A 17,341-nucleotide genomic window follows, 5' to 3' on the forward strand; every position below is an offset into this window, starting at 1 on the left:
CCGGATGACCAGCGTACCGCAGGGCTCCCTGGGAACTTCCGGGAGCACGCCGACGGGGCGGGGTCCCGGAGGATCCCCGCCCCGCCGTCTGCAGGACCGAGCGGCCGAGGCCGCGCGTCATCCGATCAGGACGTGGCCCAGCCGACCGTCGTCCAGTCGATGGTCTCGAACTGCGTGGCGCCCCAGTTCACGAGGCCGTCCTTGATCGCGTACACGTTCGGCAGCGGAGCGATCGGGAACATGGGCACGTAGTCCCAGATCACGTCGTTGATCTCCTTGGCCGTCTCGATGCGTGCGTCCGCGTCGAGCTCGGTGTTCGCCTCGTCGAACAGCGGGCCCAGACGGTCGTCCGTCGTGCCGGTGAAGTTCGACTCGGAATCGAGCGGGTAGTACAGCGCCTCCGACGACGAGATCGGGAAGGCGGTGCCCTGCCAGGAGAACGACACCATCTCGTAGTTGCCGGGGATGACGTAGTCGCTGAAGTACTGCGCCGCCGGCACCGTGACCAGCTCGACCGGGATGCCGGCGTCGCCGAGATCGGCCTGCACCTGCTCCGAGCGCTGGATGTTGGTGGCGGTGTCGGCCGGAACGGTGATCGTCAGCGAGAGCGCCTCGCCGTCCTTCGTCCAGCTGTCGCCGTCCTTGGTGTACCCGGCCGCCTCGAGGAAGGACGAGCCCGCCTCGGGGTCGTAGGGCAGCGCCTTGTCCTCATAGCCGTTCTGGCCGGGCATGAAGATGTAGTCGCCGTTGGTGACCGGGGGCGCGTCCACGGGGGTGTTCGCCGAGGCCGCGATCTGCTCGCGGTTGACGATCGACGCCACGGCCTTGCGCACGTTGACGTCGGAGAGCGGCCCCTCCTTGGCGTTCATCGTGACGTGCGTCCAGGTGGTGCCGCCGGACGTCTGGATGGCGGCGTCGGACCGCGTCTGCGCCGTGGCGTACAGGTCGGCGTTCGCCGAGATGTAGAGCCCGTCCAGCTCGCTGTTGGCGAACGAGGAGCCCTGCTGGTCCTGGCTCACGGCCTTGAACAGCACGGTCTCGAGCTTCGGGGTCTCGCCCCACCAGTTCGGGTTGCGCTCGAGCGTGACGACCTGGCCGGTCGCGTCGATGTTCGAGATGCGGAACGGACCGCTGGAGGGCACGGCCTGCGTGCGGTAGCTGTTGTTGTAGGTCTCCGGGTCGCCGGAGATCGACGCGGGCAGGAGGCCGCCGGTGAACAGGCCCTGCCAGTCGGCGTAGACGGATGAGAAGGTCACGACCATGTCGTACTCGTCGGTGCCCTGCTCGATCGAGGCGATGTCCTCGAAGCCCGCCGTCGATGCGGGCGTGTAGGCCTCGTTGGTCCCGTTCTGGGCGGCCCAGAACGACTGGTAGTCGGCCACCGTGATCGGGGTGCCGTCCTCCCAGACGGCGGAGGGGTTCAGCTTGATCTCCACGATCTGGGGGTCGTCCTGGGTGACCTCGGCCGACGAGGCATAGTCCTCGTTGAGGACGGGCGTGCCGTCCTCCTCGATCTTGATCGGACCGCCGGTCGTGGGCGAGACGATGCTGACGGTGTCGACCTCGTTGCCGTCGACCTCGTTGATGTTGAACTGCACGGGCAGGGAGCCCACGGCCAGGGTCAGCGTGCCGCCGTCCTGGACGTCGGCGGCATCCGCACGCACCCACGCGGTGGCGGGCAGCGCCGCCACGTCGGACGGTTCGGCGCTGGGGCCGGCAGAGTTGCCGGCTGCGCAGCCCGAGACGATGAGCGCCGCAGCGCCGAGCATCGCCAGGGAACCGAGCGTCTTCACACTCCGAGTTCTCATGTGATCGTTCCTCTCGTTTCTTTGGGGAGCCCCGGCTCGGCTTGGTGCGGCCGGCCGGGGGGTCTTCAGGGTGTGGCCGTCGTGACGGCGACCACGTCGACGAGCGACGACTGGTCGACATGGTGACAGGCCACCCGCGCGCTGCCGTGGGGCAGCAGGGTGGGATCGATGTCGCGGCACTTCTGCTTGCGCGACTCGTCGACGAGCTCGTACAGAGGGCACCGGGTGCGGAAGCGGCATCCGGTGATCTCCTGCGTCGGACTCGGCAGATCGCCCTTCAGCAGGATGCGCGCGCGCCCCCGCTCGATCCGCGGATCGGGGATGGGCGCCGCCGAGATGAGGGCCTTCGTGTACGGATGCCGCGGGTTGTTGAACACCTCGGCGATCGGGCCCTGCTCCACCACGGCGCCGAGGTACATGACCGCGACGTCGTCCGCCATCTGCCGCACGACCGCGAGGTCGTGCGCGACGAAGATGTACGACAGGCCGAGTCGCTCCTTCAGGTCTTCGAGCAGGTTGATCACGCCGGCCTGGATCGAGACGTCGAGCGCGGACAGCGGTTCGTCCAGCACGATGACCGACGGATTGGTCGCCAGGGCACGGGCGATGCCGATGCGCTGGCGCTGGCCGCCCGAGAACTCGTGCGGGTACCGATCGGACATGGACCCGTCGAGCCCCACGAGGTCGAGCAGCTCCACGACGCGTGCGTCCCGTGCGGACTTGGAGGCGCCCTGCACCAGCAGCGGCTCGGTGATCACTTCGCCGATCGGCAGGCGGGGGTCGATGGCCCCCATCGGGTCCTGGAAGACGATCTGCACGTCTCGGCGCAGACCCTTCAGATCCTTGCCGGAGAGGGAGGAAACGTCCTTGCCCTGGATCGTGATGCGCCCGTGCTGCGGCTTGGCCATCTCCATGACCTCGAGGATCGTGGTGGTCTTGCCGCAGCCCGACTCGCCCACGAGACCGAGCGTGCGCCCGGGACGCAGCTCGAAGCTCACGCCGTCGACCGCGCGCACCGTGCCGATGCGGCGGGGGAACACCGCGCCCTTCATGAGCGGGAAGTGACGCTTGAGGTCTTCGACGACGACGACGGGAGCGTTGCCGGTCTCGGCGATCGCCTCCTCGGGCAGCGGCTCGGGCCGCGGGAACACGTCGGAGCGGGTCAGCTCGCCCCGCGCGATCTCTCCGGAGCGGATGCATGCGGCGAGGTGCGGGGGCTCGCTGCCGGGATCGTAGGCCTGCAGCGGCGGCTCGATCGTGCGGCACTCGTCGATCGCGATCGGGCAGCGCGGTGCGAAGGGGCAGCCGGACGGCAGGCTGCTCAGCGACGGCGGTCGGCCTTCCAGCGGCACCAGCCGCTGCGAGCCCGCGGTGAGCATGTTGGGGACCGAGCGCAGCAGGCCGATCGTGTACGGCATGTGCGGCTCGTGGAAGATCTCGTCGGTCGTGCCGATCTCGACGAGCTTGCCGGCGTACATGACGCCCACACGGTCGGCGTGACCGGCGACGACGCCGAGGTCGTGCGTGATGAGCACGACCGCCGCGCCGGTGATGTCCTTCGCCTTCTCGAGGACCTCGAGGATCTGAGCCTGGATGGTCACGTCGAGCGCCGTGGTGGGCTCGTCGGCGATGATCACCTTCGGGTCGTTCGCGATGGCCATGGCGATCATCGCGCGCTGCCGCATGCCGCCGGAGTACTCGTGCGGGAAGGCGCGCGCCCGGCGTTCGGCGTCGGGGATGCCGACGGTCTTGAGCAGCTCGATCGCCCGCGCCTCGGCACCCTGCGCCGACAGACGACGGTCGTGGAGCCGCAGCGCCTCGCTGATCTGCTGGCCCACGGAGTAGACGGGCGTCAGGGCCGACAGCGGGTCCTGAAACACCATCGCCAGCTCCTTGCCGCGGATGCGCGACAGCTGGGCGTCATCCATGGTGAGCAGCGAACGGCCGTCGAACTCGATCTCGCCCTGGATGCGGGCGCTCGAGGGAAGAAGGCCCATGACCGCGAGCGAGGAGACCGATTTGCCCGAACCGGACTCCCCCACGATGCCCAGGAACTCGCCCGGGTGCACGTCGTAGGAGATGCCGCGCACGGCCTGGACAGGGTTGCCGTCGCGCTGCGGGAAGGTGACGCTGAGGTCGCGGACCGAGAGCAGGGGCGCACTCGAGCGCGCTCCGCGGCTCGAGAGTCCGACGGAGAGGGATTCAGCCATTGTTCACTCCGGAGGTGGGGTCGATGGCGTCGCGCAGGGCGTCGCCGATCAGGCTGATCGCGAACAGCAGGGCGATCAGCACCATCGCGGGGAAGACGAACAGCCACGGGCGCGTGAGCGCGGCGGCGGTGCCGTCGGCCAGCAGCGTGCCGAGCGACACCTCCGGCTTCTGGACGCCGAAGCCGAAGTAGCTCAGCGACGTCTCCGACATGATCGCCGCCACGACGCCGAGCGTGGCGTCGATGATCAGCAGCGAGGCGATGTTGGGGATGATGTGGCGCCGCAGGATGGCGCCGGTGGGCATGCCCATGTAGCGCGCCGCGCGCACGAAGTCGCGATTGCGCAGGGATCGCGTCTGACTGCGCACCACCTGCGCCATGATCATCCAGCTGAAGATGGCGAGGAACACCGTGAGCGCCACCCACGACAGTCCCCGGTACAGCGGGCTGAGCAGCACGAGGATGAAGAACGCGGGGATGACGAGCAGCAGGTGGACGAACCATCCGATGGTCTTGTCGACCCAGCCCCCGAGATAGCCCGCGGTCGAGCCGACGACGGCCGCGATGATGGTCGCCGCAGGACCGGCGATGAGACCGATGACGAGGGACTTCTGGAGGCCGGACAGCGTCTGGGCGTAGATGTCCTGCCCGATCGCGTTCGTGCCGAACCAGTGCATCATGGTCGGTCCGAGGTTCATGTTGTACGAGTCGCGCTGCGTCGGCGACCACTGGTACAGCAGGGGTCCGAGGAAGGCCCACAGCACGATGAACACCAGCACCGACGCGCCCACCCAGAACCGCGGCATCCCCTTCAGGCGCAGCCAGACCAGTCGGTTGCGCGACAGGGGGCGGCGCGCCTGGGTGATGACCTTGTCGTCGTCGAGGGAGGCCTCGATGACGTCTTCCTGCATGACGCTCACGTCAGCTCCTCACTCGAGGGTCCAGAGCCGAGTACAGCACTTCGGACAGGGTGGATGACAGCAGCACCAGCACGGCGATGTACAGCGTGGAGCCCGCCATCACGTTGATGTCGTTCTTCGTGACGGCCTCGAGCGTGAACTGGCCCATGCCGCGCCAGCTGAACACGATCTCCAGCATCGCGGAACCCGCGATGAGGGTGCCGAAGCTGTAGGCGAAGAACGTGGTCATCGGGATGAGCGCGATGCGGACGCCGTGGCGCACCAGTGCGGCGTTGCGCTGGAGGCCCTTGGACCGGGCGGTGCGGATGTAGTCGGCGCCGAGCACGTCGAGCATGACGCTGCGCTGGTAGCGGGAGTACGACGCCGCGCCGATGAGGGCGAGTGCGATCGTCGGCAGGAGCAGATGGATGCCGCGGTCCAGGGCGAGATCCCACCAGTTCCCCGATATGCCCGCGGTGTACTCCCCCGTGAACTGGATCACCTGCGAGCCGACCGCGTTGTTGAACGCGGTGGCGGCGATCATCAGGAGGACGCCGATGACGAAGGTCGGGGTGGCGAAGACGAGGAACGAGCTGTAGGTGACGACCTGGTCGCTCGCCTTGTACTGCCGCACCGCACCCCAGACGCCCAGGACGACGCCGAGCACCGCGCCGATGAGCGAGCCGATGAGCAGAAGCCGGAGGCTGGCGCCCGACCGCGTGATGATCTCCTCGGTCACGGACTGTCCGCCGACGGTCTGACCGAGCGAGAACTGCGTGAACAGCCCCACGAGCCAGTTCCACAGCCGCACGAGCACCGGCACGTCGGGGTTCACGCCCATCGCGTTGAGCGACGCGTCGATCGACGCCTGCGGCGGGCGGGGGTTCTTGCCGTAGAAGCGCTCCGCCGGGTCGAGGACGACGCTGGCGAGGATGTAGGCGAGGCAGGTGGCGACGAGGCTGAGGATCGCGTAGTTGATGAACCTGCGCACGATGTACAGGGTCATCGACCGAGCCTCGGGCTCCGCTGCTGAACAGTCAGACGCATCATCGTCTTTCCTTGCTGTGCGGCCGCGATCTCGTGGATCACGGCTTCGGGAAGTCGCCGAGCCGCAACCCGGTGAATCGACCCTAACCCCGCGATCGGCTGTGACCGGGAGTCAAAGGGAGTCTTTTCACGACCGTAACATTGCGTGACGTATTGGCAAAGTGCTTTGTTCAGCTCTCACGGATTCATCAGAATAGTCACGCCGGCACGCTTGTGATGAACACCGCGACAAGCGCGCCCACCGCAATGACCCCGAAAGCGACGAGCGCGAGGATGTCCCACGAGCGCGTCACGGGCGTGTCGGGAGTGCCCTGCTCCCTGGCGGTCTCCCACTGCTCCTGGATGAGGCTGAGCTCTCGCAGTGCCGGCGGCTCCCGGCGCATCTGCAGCCCCATGCGCCCGCGGTCGCGGACCGGGCGCCCCGCCACGGGGCCGCCGTACGCCTTGAACAGCCGTCCGTCGTCGAGTTCGAAGACGACCTGGTAGCGGAGGCGGATGTCCTGCACCTTCGCCCACGGCACCCGCGTGCGACGCAGGAAGTTCTGCACGGTGGCACCCGCGGCATCCGTCTCGATCGCCGAGGCGTACATGGAGACGTAGATGAGCCACACCACGAGAAGCACCCAGGGGGCGAGGAGCAGCATCTGACCCCAGCCCGCGCGCACGACGGCGTCGCCGAGGAGGAGCAGCGCCACCACGCCGGCCGCGATCAGCGCGATGGTCCCCGACGTCGCGCGGAACACCCGCCGCGCGGGTGCGCCGCCGGCCCCACGGGGGCCGGCGGCGGAGAAGCGGCCGCTCAGAGTCCGCCGCCGGCGCCGCCCCCGAGGGGGATGGACGCTCCGGGGATGGCGTCGAGGAGGCGACGGGTGTACTCCTGCGAGGGATTGGCGAAGATCTCGTCCACCGTGCCCTTCTCGACGACGCGCCCGCGCTCCATGACGCACACGAGGTCGGCCGCGACGCGGACGACGGCGAGGTCGTGGGTGATGAACAGATACGTGAGGTTCAGCTCGCTCTGGAGCTCTGCCAGCAGCTGGAGCACCTGATCCTGGACGAGCACGTCCAGCGCGGAGACGGCCTCATCGAGGATGAGGATGTCGGGCTTGAGCGCGAGCGCGCGGGCGATGGCGACGCGCTGGCGCTGGCCGCCGGAGAGCTCGTTGGCGTAGCGCGAGGCGAGCGCCTGCGGCAGGGAGACCTGATCGAGGAGCTCTCGCACGCGTGCGCGACGGGACGCCTTGTCGCCCACCTTGTGGATGTTGAGCGGCTCGGCGATCGTGTTGCCGATGTTGCGGAGCGGATCGATGGAGCCGTACGGGTCCTGGAACACGGGCTGCATGCGCCGGCGCAGCGCGAACACGTCCGACCGGCCCAGCGACGCGATGTCCTTGCCGTCGACCTCGATCGAGCCCGACGTGGGGCTCTCGAGGGCGAGCACCATGCGGGCCACCGTCGACTTGCCCGAGCCGGACTCCCCCACGAGGGCCATCGTGCGACCGCGCGGGATGTCGAAGGAGACGGCGTCCACGGCGCGGAAGGGCTCGCTGCGGAACCCGCCCATGCGGATCTTGTAGTCCTTGGTGAGGTCGCGCACGCGCAGTGTGGGCGGGATGCCGGCGACGTCGTCCATCGTCTCGATGCCGCGGTCCTCGACCTTCGCCTGGATCCGCTGCGAAGCGAGGCTGGGCGCGGCCGCGACGAGTCGACGGGTGTAGGGGTGCACCGGGTTCTCGAGGATGAGGCGGCTGGGCCCCGCCTCGACGATCTCCCCGTCCTTCATCACGATGATGCGCTCGGCGCGCTCCGCCGCGAGACCGAGGTCGTGCGTGATCAGCAGCACCGATGTGCCCTTCTCACGGGTGAGACCGGCCATGTGATCGAGGATGACCCGCTGCACGGTGACGTCGAGCGCCGAGGTGGGCTCGTCGGCGATGAGCAGCTTGGGGTCGGCCGCCAGTCCGATGCCGATCAGCGCCCGCTGGCGCATGCCGCCGGAGAACTGGTGCGGGTACTGGTGCATGCGCTTGTCGGCATCGGCCAGACCCGCCTGCTTGAGCACCTCGATGGCGCGGGCCTCGATGTCCTTCTTGCCGGTCGCGATGCCGTTCGCTCGGACGGCCTCCTTCACCTGGAACCCGATGGACCACACCGGATTAAGGTTCGACATCGGGTCCTGCGGCACGTAGCCGATGTCGCGGCCCCGCACGCGCTCCATGTCGGAGGATGTGAGGTCGGTGAGCTCCATGCCGTCCAGCGTGATGCTGCCCGCGGTGACGTGCCCGGTGCCGGGGAGCAGATTGATGACGGCGGAGGCGGTCGTGGACTTCCCCGACCCCGATTCGCCGACGATCGCGACCGTCTCGCCGGGGAAGATGTCGAAGCTGACCCCGTGGATGACCTCGCGGGAGCCCGACTGCGAGTCGAACGCGATCTTGAGGTCGCGGATGCTCAGCAGTGGCGTGGTGGCGATGCCGCTCATCGGCGCGCCCTCGCTCTCGGGTCGAGGGCGTCTCTGATGAGCTCGCCCAGAAGGATGAAGGCCAGGACCGTGACCGTCAGCAGGATCGACGGGTAGATCAGGGCCATGGGCGCCACGCGCAGCGACTGCTGCGCCTGGCTGATGTCGTTGCCCCACGACATCGTCCCGCTGCCGAGGCCGACGCCCAGGAACGACAGCGTCGCCTCCGCGACGATGGCCGCGGCGAGGCTGATCGTGGTGACCACGATCAGGGGTGCGATGGCGTTCGGGACGACGTGGGTGATGAGCGTCGAGAAGCGCGACTGGCCGAGCGCCCGCGAGGCGGTGACGAAGTCGGCCTGACGGACGCGGAGGATCTCCGCGCGCACGATGCGCGCCGTCGACGCCCACGCGAACCCGCCGATCGCGAACCCGAGCGTCAGCACGGTGCGGTTCTCGGAGAACACGCTCATGACCACGATCGCCGCGAGGATGTACGGGATCGAGAAGAAGATGTCGCCGATGCGCGAGAGGACGCCGTCCAGCCAGCCGCCGTAGAAGCCGGCCAGGGCACCGACCACCAGGCCGATGACGGTGCCGATGACCGTGGCCAGCAGGCCGACGACCAGCGAGGTCTGCGCGCCCCACACCATGCGCGACCAGATGTCGCAGCCGAGGAAGGTGAAGCCGAGCGGGTGCCCGCTGGCGGGGCCTGCGTTGCTGTCGGACAGCTGGCAGTTGTCGTTCGGCGGGACCTGCGTGAACAGCGTGGGCCACACCGCCATGAGCAGCACGGTGAGGATGACGACGAGGCAGACCCAGAAGGTCGGGCGCTTGCGGATGTCCCGCCAGGCGTCGCTCCAGAGGTTGCTCGGCTTCTCCTGCACACGGACGACGTCCACGGCGAGCGTGTCGTCCGTGATCGGGGCGACGAAGTGCGCCTGCGGGGCTCGTTCACTTGACATAGCGGATCCTCGGGTCGAGCAGGCCGTAGAGCAGATCCACGACGAGGTTGACCAGCACGTAGATGATGACGAAGACGGTGACGAAGGACACGATCGTCGGGCCCTCGTGGCGGAGCGTCGCCTGGAAGAGGGTGTTGCCGACGCCGGGGACGTTGAAGATGCCCTCCGTGACCGTGGCTCCCACGAGCAGCACGCCGAAGTTCGTCGCGGAGTTCGTGATGACGGGGATGAGCGAGTTGCGCAGGACGTGCACGGGGATGACGCGACGTCGGGGCAGGCCCTTGCTGTAGGCGGTGCGCACCCAATCCTGGTTCAGGGTCTCGATGACCGAGCTGCGCATCAGGCGCATGCTGGTCGCGTACAGGCTGAATCCGAGCACCAGAGCCGGCAGCAGCAGGTCTCCCCAGTCGTTCTGGGCGCCCACGGTCGGCTTGAACCACCCGAGTTGGATCGCGAGGAAGTACTGCGCGAGGAAGCTCAGCACGAAGATCGGCAGCGCCACGAAGATCAGCGCGATGACGAGCATCGTGTTGTCGAACAGCTTGCCCTTGCGGATGGCCGAGACCGTGCCGATGATGATGGCCAGGGTGAACTCGATGGCGATCGCCATGACCGCGAGGCGCCCGGTGACGGGCAGGGTGCGGGCGAGGACGTCGTTCACGGACTGTCCCGAGAAGGTCTGCCCCAGGTCCAGGCGGAAGATGCCGAGGATGTAGTAGAAGTACTGGACGATGAACGGCTGGTCCAGGTGGTACTGCGCACGCAGCTGCGCGACGAGCTGAGGGCTCGGCGCCTTGTCCCCGAAGAGCCCGAGGATGGGGTCTCCCGGCATGGCGAACACCAGGAAGTAGATGAGCAGCGTGGCCCCGAAGAAGACGGGAATCACCTGCAGTAGACGTCTGAGGATGTAGCCGAGCATCCGCTCTCTTTCCGAACAAGTGGGCCGCCCCACCGCTGCGGCACGAGGTCACGAGCCGATGAGAGCATCGTGTCGCGTCACGCGGCGCAGCGCGAGGGGGTGGTGCTGAGCAGGCCGCGAGGCGGTGACGAAATCGTCACCGCCTCGCGGGTGGAGCAGTTACTCGGACTTGGTGATCTCGTAGTACAGCGGGACGGAGTTCCAGCCGAACTGGACGTTCTGCACGCCCTCGCCGTAGCCGCCGCTGACGTTGGAGTACCACAGCGGGATGACGGGCAGGTCCTGGAGGAGGATCTCCTGGGCCTTGACGTACTCGGCGTTGGCCGCCTCGGTGTTCTCTGCGGCCGCGCCGTCGGCGAGGAGCGCATCGAACTCGGGGTTGGTGTAGTCACCGTCGTTCGAGCTCGCGCCCGTCACGTACAGCGGTGCCAGGAAGTTGTACAGACCGGGGTAGTCGGCCTGCCATCCCGTGCGGAACGCCGTCGTGATGGTGCGGTTGGTGACCTCGGTGCGCAGCGACGCGAAGTCGACGTACGGTGCGCCCGACGCGTCGATGCCGAGCGTGTTCTTGATCGAGTTGCTCACCGCGTCGACCCAGGTCTGGTGGCCGCCGTCGGAGTTGTACGCGATCTGGAACGTGCCGTCCCAGGGCGAGATGGCGTCGGCTTCCGCCCACAGCTTCTTCGCCTCGTCCGGGTTGTAGTCCAGCACCTCGGCGCCGGTCAGGGAGTCGGACCAGCCGTCGATGACCGGCGACGTGAAGTCGCTCGCCGGCGTGCGGGTGTCGTTGAAGACGGTCTTGGTGATCTCCGGCCGGTTGATCGACATCGAGATCGCCTGGCGACGCAGCGTGCCCTCTTCGCCCGAGAAGTGCGCGAAGGACTCCGGGATGGTGAAGGACTGGAAGATGGCGGCGGGCTGATTGACCGCGCGGTCACCGAGGTCGGACTGATAGGTCGCGAGCGCTGCCGGCGGAACACCGTCGATCACGTCGACGTTGCCGCCGAGGAGGTCGGCGTAGGACGCGTCCTGCGTGGCGTAGAAGACGATGGTCAGGCCACCGTTCTGCACCGTGCGACCGCCCTGGTAGTCGTCGTTCTTGACCAGCGTGATCTGCACGTCGTGCTCCCACGCGCTGTCGCTGGACAGCTTGTAGGGGCCGTTGCCGATCGGCGCCTCGCCGAACGCCTCCATGTCGTCGAACGCGACGTCAGGGAGCGGGAAGTACGCCGAGTAGCCGAGGCGCAGCGCGAAGTCGGCGGCGACGGGAGAGCTCAGCGCGATGGTGAACGTGTAGTCGTCGACCTCGGCCAGGCCGGTGAGCTCCGAGTCGGACTCCTCGGAGAAGCCCTCGATGTCGGAGAACCAGGACTGGTTCAGCTGGGCGTTGGAGGCCTGAGCGCCGTAGTTCCAGGCCTTGATGAAGTTGCTGGCCTTGACCTCGGTGCCGTCCGTGAACTTCTGGCCCTGCTTGAGCTTCACGGTCAGGGTGGAGGAGTCGTCCACCGTGATCGAGTCGGCCATCTCGTTGACGATCGCGCCGTCGCCGTCGTAGTAGGCGAGACCGGCGAAGATCGAGTCGAGGATCTTTCCGCCGCCCACCTCGTTGGTGTTCGTCGGGATGAGTCCGTTCTGGGGCTCGGAGCCGTTGACGCGGATGACGGCGGACGTGCTGCCGCCCTCCGCCGAGCCCGAGGTGGTGCCGCCGCCGCCGCCCGCGCAACCGGCGAGCGCGATGCTCCCGGCTGCGAGCAGCGCCACGCCCAGCAGGGCGATCTTATTGCGCTTCAAGGAATCCTCCTGTGCAGGGATGATGCGCACACAGCAATGCCAAAGCATGCTGGGGCGCGGATACGAGAACACTAGGTAAACGGTTCGCGATGGTCAAAACGATCCGGGAAAACGTTACAAACCCTTAACTCGAATTCATGGAGATGTGGCAATCTGACAACATGTCGCTCGATCGACCCCGGAATGAGGGGCAGGATGCCGCGGCTGACGCCCCGTGGGGACAGGCTGCCCGCACCCGCCGCTGGTGGGAGATGGGCCTGGTCCTCGCGGTCACGGTGGGGCAGTCCGCGCTCTACTCGGTGCTCACGCTCGTGCGCAGACTGCTCGCGCCGGCTCCCCTCGGTCAGCAGACCACTCAGCTGAACCCGTCGCAGGACACCGCCGCTCTGTGGGACGTCCTCTACCGGACACTGGCCGTCTTCTTCGACCTCGCCCTGGTCGCCCTCGTGGTCTATCTGCTGTGGGAGCCCGGGAAGAGCGCGCTCCGGCGGATCGGGCTGGACTTCCGGAGGTTCGGCGGCGACGTGGGGCGCGGCATCCTGCTGCTCGCGGTCATCGGCATCCCCGGACTCGGTCTCTACGCCGTCGGCCGTGCGCTCGGCATCACGGTGCAGGTGCAGGCCTCGGGGCTCGACTCCGCGTGGTGGACGGTGCCGCTGCTGGTGCTCTCGGCCCTGCGGGCGGGGCTGACCGAGGAGGTCGTCTTCATCGGCTACCTCTTCGACCGGCTGCGCCGGCAGGGCTGGGGCTGGTGGACGATCATCCTGTCGACGGCCGCGCTGCGGGCGGCGTACCACGCCTACCAGGGCATCGGTCCGATCATCGGCAACTTCGTGATGGGCGTCGTCTTCGGCTGGTGCTACCGCCGCTGGGGACGCGTCATGCCGCTCGTCGTCGCCCACACCCTCATCGACATCATCGCCTTCGTGGGCTATCCCCTGGCGGTCGGCCTGTGGCCGGGGCTGTTCGGTCCGGTGCCGATGCCGACCGGCACGCCGACCCCGACCCCGTCGGCCGGCTGACCCGCGTCCTGCTTCCTTCCGCGAGACTGCAGCCGGCCGACGAGACGTAGGGGTTTCCCCTGCGTCTCGCGCGTCCGGTGCAGTCTCGGTGGAAGGTGAGTGGATGCCGGGGGCTCCTGCACAGGCGAGCGTGCGGGTGGGCGCAGCCCAGGTGGAACGAGTCCCGGGCACGCGTGGACGGGATGGCACGATGCTTCGAGCATGACTCTCAGCGTGCAGACCTCGTCGCCCGTCGGCGAGACGCGGTCGCCTCTTCCGCTTCTGCTCTCATCGTCGGTCTCGCACGCCGAGCGGTCGGTGGACGCAGGCCTTCTCGTGCGCGTACGCCGCGGGGTACTGGCGTCGGCCGCGCTCTGGGGCGATCTCAGTCCGTGGGAACGCTACGCGGCACGGGTGCACGCGGCGGTGCTGACCAACCCGGGCTGCGTGTTCAGCCACGAGTCCGCCGCCGTCCTTCTCGGGCTGCCGATCATCGGCGAGCCGCGCGACGTGCACGTCCTCGACGGATCGTCTGCGACGTCGCGACTCACGGGTGGCATCCGCCTGCACACGACGGCGGGCGATCGCGGGATCGTGGACGTCGGCGGCATCCTGGTCACATCGGTGCTCGCCACGACGATCGATCTCGCGCGCTCGCGGCACTGTGCGTGGGGACTGGCGGTGTCGGATGCCGCGCTCCGCCTCGACGACACGCTGACGGTCGAGGCTCTCGTCGCGCACAACGAGAGCCGCCTCGGCAGCCGCGGGCGGCGGCGCGCACGGTGGGCGCTCCACCGTGCCTCTCCGCTGGCGGAGACGACCCTCGAGTCACTCAGTCGCGCGGCGATCGAGTGGCTCGGATTCGAGGAACCGGAGCTCCAGAAGTGGTTCGACGGCGACCGGGTCGACATGTGGTGGGCGGGGAGTCGCATCATCGGCGAGTCGGACGGGGACGTGAAGTACGACGGATCACGACAAGACCCTGTGGTCGCCATCCGTAGGGAGAAGGAGCGGGATCGACGGCTGGCGGGAGTGTCAGACGGACTCGCGCACTGGGGCTGGGCTGACGTCGCGCGCATCGATCCGCTGCGATCTGCGCTGCGCAACGCGGGTCTGAGTCCTGTGGCGCCCGAGTCCTCTCCCGAGCTGTACTCGCTGAGTGCGCTGATGGCCCCGCGGCGCCGCCGCGGCGGCGAGACTGCACCTGGCCGGCGAGACTGAGGGAAATCCCCTCTGTCTCGCCGCGCCGGTGCAGTCTCACGGGAAGGCCCGGAAGACCCCGGAAGGCCCGGGAAGGCCCGGGACGGCCGGGACGAGCGCGTCGGCTCGCGTCTCAGGCGAAGGCTTCGATCGGCGGGCACGCGCACACGAGATTGCGATCGCCGTAGGCCTGATCGATGCGCCGCACCGGCGGCCAGTACTTCGTGCGGATGAGCGCCCGCACCGGGTAGACCGCGGTCTCGCGGGAGTACGGGTGCTCCCACTCCTCGACCACCACGGCCTCGGCGGTGTGCGGCGCGTTGACGAGCGGGTTGTCGTCGGCGGGCCACTCCCCCGCGCCGACCGCGATGGCCTCGGCCTTGATCGCGATCATGGCCTCGACGAAGCGGTCGAGCTCGGCGAGGTCCTCCGACTCGGTGGGCTCCACCATGAGGGTGCCCGCCACGGGGAACGACATCGTCGGTGCGTGGAAGCCGTAGTCGATGAGGCGCTTGGCCACGTCGTCCACGGTCACACCGGTCTCCTCGCGGAGCGGACGCAGATCGAGGATGCACTCGTGCGCCACGAGCCCCGACTCCCCCGTGTAGAGCACCGGGAAGTGGCGGCGCAGGCGGGCCGCGACGTAGTTGGCCGACAGCACGGCGGCGGCCGTGGCATCCCTCAGTCCGTCTCCGCCCATCATGCGCACGTACGCCCACGAGATGGGGAGGATGCCGGCCGAGCCGTACGGCGCCGCCGAGATCGCGCCGCCCTCGAACGTGTAGCCGCCGGCGTGGTCGTCGCGCTGCGCGAACGGGTGCGACGGCAGGTGCGGCGCGAGATGCGCCTTGGCCGCCACCGGGCCGACGCCGGGTCCGCCGCCGCCGTGCGGGATGGCGAACGTCTTGTGCAGGTTGAGGTGCGACACATCGCCGCCGAGGTCGCCGAAGCGGGCGTAGCCCAGCAGCGCGTTGAGGTTCGCACCGTCGACGTAGACCTGCCCGCCGGCGTCGTGGACGGCCTGCGTGATCTCGAGCACGTCGTGCTCGTACACGCCGTGCGTGGACGGGTAGGTGATCATGAGCGCCGCGAGCGTGTCGGCATGCGCGGCGATCTTCGCCCGCAGGTCGTCGAGGTCGACGTTGCCGGCCTCGTCGCACGCCACCACGACCACCTTCATGCCGGCGAGCACGGCCGAGGCGGCGTTCGTGCCGTGGGCCGAGGACGGGATGAGGCAGACGGTGCGCTCGAGGTCGCCGTTGGCGCGGTGGTAGCCGCGGATCGCGAGGAGCCCGGCGAGCTCCCCCTGCGAGCCGGCGTTCGGCTGCAGCGACACCGTGTCGTAGCCGGTGACCTCCGCGAGCCACGTCTCGAGCTGCTCGATCATGGCGAGATAGCCGATCACGTCGTCCGCCGGGGCGAACGGGTGCACACGCGAGAACTCCGGCCACGAGACGGCGGCCATCTCGGTGGCGGCGTTGAGCTTCATGGTGCACGAGCCGAGCGGGATCATGCCCCTGTCGAGCGCGTAGTCGCGGTCGGCCAGAGCCTTGAGGTAGCGCATCATCGCCGTCTCGCTGCGGTGCATGCGGAAGACGGGGTGCTGGAGGTACTCGTCCTGACGGTGGAGGTCGGCAGGGACGGATGCCAGGGGCACGGCTCCCTCGGGATCCACCGGCGCCCCGTCGTCCGGCAGGCCGAAGGCCGTCGCCACGGCGGCCAGGTCGGCGGCGGTCGTCGTCTCGTCGACCGAGACGCCGACCGTGGCGTCGTCGACCCGGAGCAGCTGGTAGCCGAGAGCGCGCGCGCGCTCGATCACGCGGTCGGCGGTGCCGGGGACGACCACCCGCAGCGTGTCGAAGAACGCGTCGGACACCAGCGTGAGGCCGTAGCCGCGCAGCTGCGCGGCGAGGGTCTCGGTCTTGGTGGCGACGTCCTCGGCGATCGCGCGGAGTCCGTCGGGCCCGTGGTAAACGGCGTACATCGCGGCCATGACGGCCAGCAGCACCTGCGCGGTGCAGATGTTGGACGTCGCCTTCTCACGTCGGATGTGCTGCTCGCGCGTCTGGAGCGACAGGCGGTACGCGGAGTGGCCGACGGCGTCCTGCGAGACGCCCACGAGGCGGCCCGGGAGCTGTCGTTCGAGTCCGGCGCGCACGGCCATGTAGCCGGCGTGGGGTCCGCCGAAGCCGAGGGGGACGCCGAAGCGCTGCGTCGTGCCCACCGCGACGTCGGCCCCGAAGGAGCCGGGCGAGCGCAGGAGGGTGAGGGCGAGCAGGTCGGCCGCGGCGACGACGAGTCCGCCCGCGGAGTGCACCGCGGCGACGACGTCGGAGGGGTCCCACACGCGCCCCGAGGCGCCGGGGTACTGGACGAAGGCGCCGAAGGCGTCGGGAAGCGTCGCGGGCGTCTCGTCCCGGTGCGCTGGCTCGACGCCCGGCTGGCGGGCGAAGTCGACCACCTGCAGCTCGATCCCGAGCGCGGCGGCGCGGTGCTCGAGCAGCGCGCGGGTCTGCGGGAGGGCGTCGGCGTCCACGAGGAAGACGTCGGACGTCGACTTCGAGGCACGGCGGGCCACCAGCATCCCCTCCACGACCGCGGTCGACTCGTCGAGCATCGACGCGTTCGCGGTGGCGAGTCCCGTGAGGTCGGTCACCATCGTCTGGAAGTTGATGAGCGCCTCGAGCCGGCCCTGCGAGATCTCGGGCTGGTACGGCGTGTAGGCCGTGTACCAGGAGGGGTTCTCCAGCACGTTGCGCGCGATGACGGACGGGGTGAACGTGTCGTAGTAGCCCAGCCCGATCATCGGGCGGGCCGTGCGGTTCTGCGAGGCGAGCTCGCGCAGCTCCGCCAGCGCCTCGGCCTCCGTGGCCGCGGCGGGGATGTCGCTCGTGGCGCGAGGGTCGACGTGGATGGATGCCGGCACGGCGGCCTTCACGAGCTCGTCGACGCTGGCGTAGCCGACCGCTGCGAGCATGGTGGCCTGGGCCGCGGCATCCGTCCCGATGTGACGCGCGGTGAACCCGGCGACGGTCGGGGGC

Annotated in this window: 12 protein-coding genes; 2 read left to right on the forward strand and 10 right to left on the reverse strand. The window is 69.0% G+C overall.

All coding sequences use genetic code 11. The features are described from left to right. Window positions 1-125: 125 nt before the first annotated feature. From CVS47_RS09250 to CVS47_RS09290, 9 genes are all read right to left on the reverse strand, one after another. Complete coding sequence (locus CVS47_RS09250; RefSeq protein WP_206502585.1) at window positions 126-1,808, reverse strand: ABC transporter family substrate-binding protein; 1,683 nt, start codon at window positions 1,806-1,808, stop codon at window positions 126-128. Between the two features lie 65 nt (window positions 1,809-1,873). Next, window positions 1,874-4,018, reverse strand: a complete 2,145-nt coding sequence (locus tag CVS47_RS09255; protein WP_127095822.1) for an ABC transporter ATP-binding protein — start codon at window positions 4,016-4,018, stop codon at window positions 1,874-1,876. After that, window positions 4,011-4,928 (reverse strand): ABC transporter permease, encoded by a 918-nt coding sequence (locus CVS47_RS09260; RefSeq protein WP_241240340.1) that lies wholly within the window; start codon window positions 4,926-4,928, stop codon window positions 4,011-4,013. The genes CVS47_RS09255 and CVS47_RS09260 overlap by 8 nt, the downstream gene beginning before the upstream one ends. Before the next feature lie 10 nt (window positions 4,929-4,938). After that, window positions 4,939-5,922, reverse strand: coding sequence for an ABC transporter permease (locus tag CVS47_RS09265; protein ID WP_127095824.1), 984 nt, complete (start codon window positions 5,920-5,922; stop codon window positions 4,939-4,941). Window positions 5,923-6,160: 238 nt separating this feature from the next. Further along, entirely contained in the window at window positions 6,161-6,706 is a 546-nt protein-coding gene (locus CVS47_RS09270; RefSeq protein ID WP_241240091.1) for a PH domain-containing protein, read from the reverse strand. Window positions 6,707-6,762: 56 nt separating this feature from the next. Then, on the reverse strand, window positions 6,763-8,445 hold the full coding sequence (locus CVS47_RS09275) for a dipeptide ABC transporter ATP-binding protein (RefSeq protein WP_127095825.1): 1,683 nt from the start codon (window positions 8,443-8,445) through the stop codon (window positions 6,763-6,765). Beyond that, window positions 8,442-9,389, reverse strand: a complete 948-nt coding sequence (locus CVS47_RS09280) for an ABC transporter permease (RefSeq protein ID WP_127095826.1) — start codon at window positions 9,387-9,389, stop codon at window positions 8,442-8,444. Before CVS47_RS09280 ends, CVS47_RS09275 begins: the two co-directional genes overlap by 4 nt. After that, window positions 9,379-10,308, reverse strand: coding sequence for an ABC transporter permease (locus CVS47_RS09285; RefSeq protein WP_127095827.1), 930 nt, complete (start codon window positions 10,306-10,308; stop codon window positions 9,379-9,381). The genes CVS47_RS09280 and CVS47_RS09285 overlap by 11 nt, the downstream gene beginning before the upstream one ends. A 159-nt stretch (window positions 10,309-10,467) precedes the next feature. After that, window positions 10,468-12,099 carry a peptide ABC transporter substrate-binding protein gene (locus CVS47_RS09290; protein ID WP_127095828.1) on the reverse strand — a complete coding sequence of 544 codons (1,632 nt, stop codon included), beginning with the start codon at window positions 12,097-12,099 and terminating at the stop codon, window positions 10,468-10,470. 161 nt (window positions 12,100-12,260) lie between these two features. Here CVS47_RS09290 and CVS47_RS09295 point away from each other — a divergent pair, with 161 nt between their 5' ends. Next, window positions 12,261-13,121 (forward strand): CPBP family intramembrane glutamic endopeptidase, encoded by an 861-nt coding sequence (locus CVS47_RS09295; protein WP_127095829.1) that lies wholly within the window; start codon window positions 12,261-12,263, stop codon window positions 13,119-13,121. 201 nt (window positions 13,122-13,322) lie between these two features. Continuing rightward, a complete protein-coding gene (locus CVS47_RS09300) occupies window positions 13,323-14,321 on the forward strand; it encodes a hypothetical protein (RefSeq protein ID WP_206502587.1) in 999 nt (332 codons plus the stop codon). A 112-nt stretch (window positions 14,322-14,433) separates the two neighbouring features. Here CVS47_RS09300 and gcvP read toward each other — a convergent pair whose 3' ends face one another. Then, the gene (gene gcvP, locus CVS47_RS09305) at window positions 14,434-17,277 is read right to left on the reverse strand and encodes an aminomethyl-transferring glycine dehydrogenase (RefSeq protein ID WP_241240342.1); all 2,844 of its coding nucleotides are present in this window, start codon (window positions 17,275-17,277) and stop codon (window positions 14,434-14,436) included. Between the last annotated feature and the right edge of the window lie 64 nt (window positions 17,278-17,341).

It is taken from the genome of Microbacterium lemovicicum, assembly GCF_003991875.1.
GTDB classification, from domain to species: Bacteria; Actinomycetota; Actinomycetes; order Actinomycetales; family Microbacteriaceae; genus Microbacterium; species Microbacterium lemovicicum.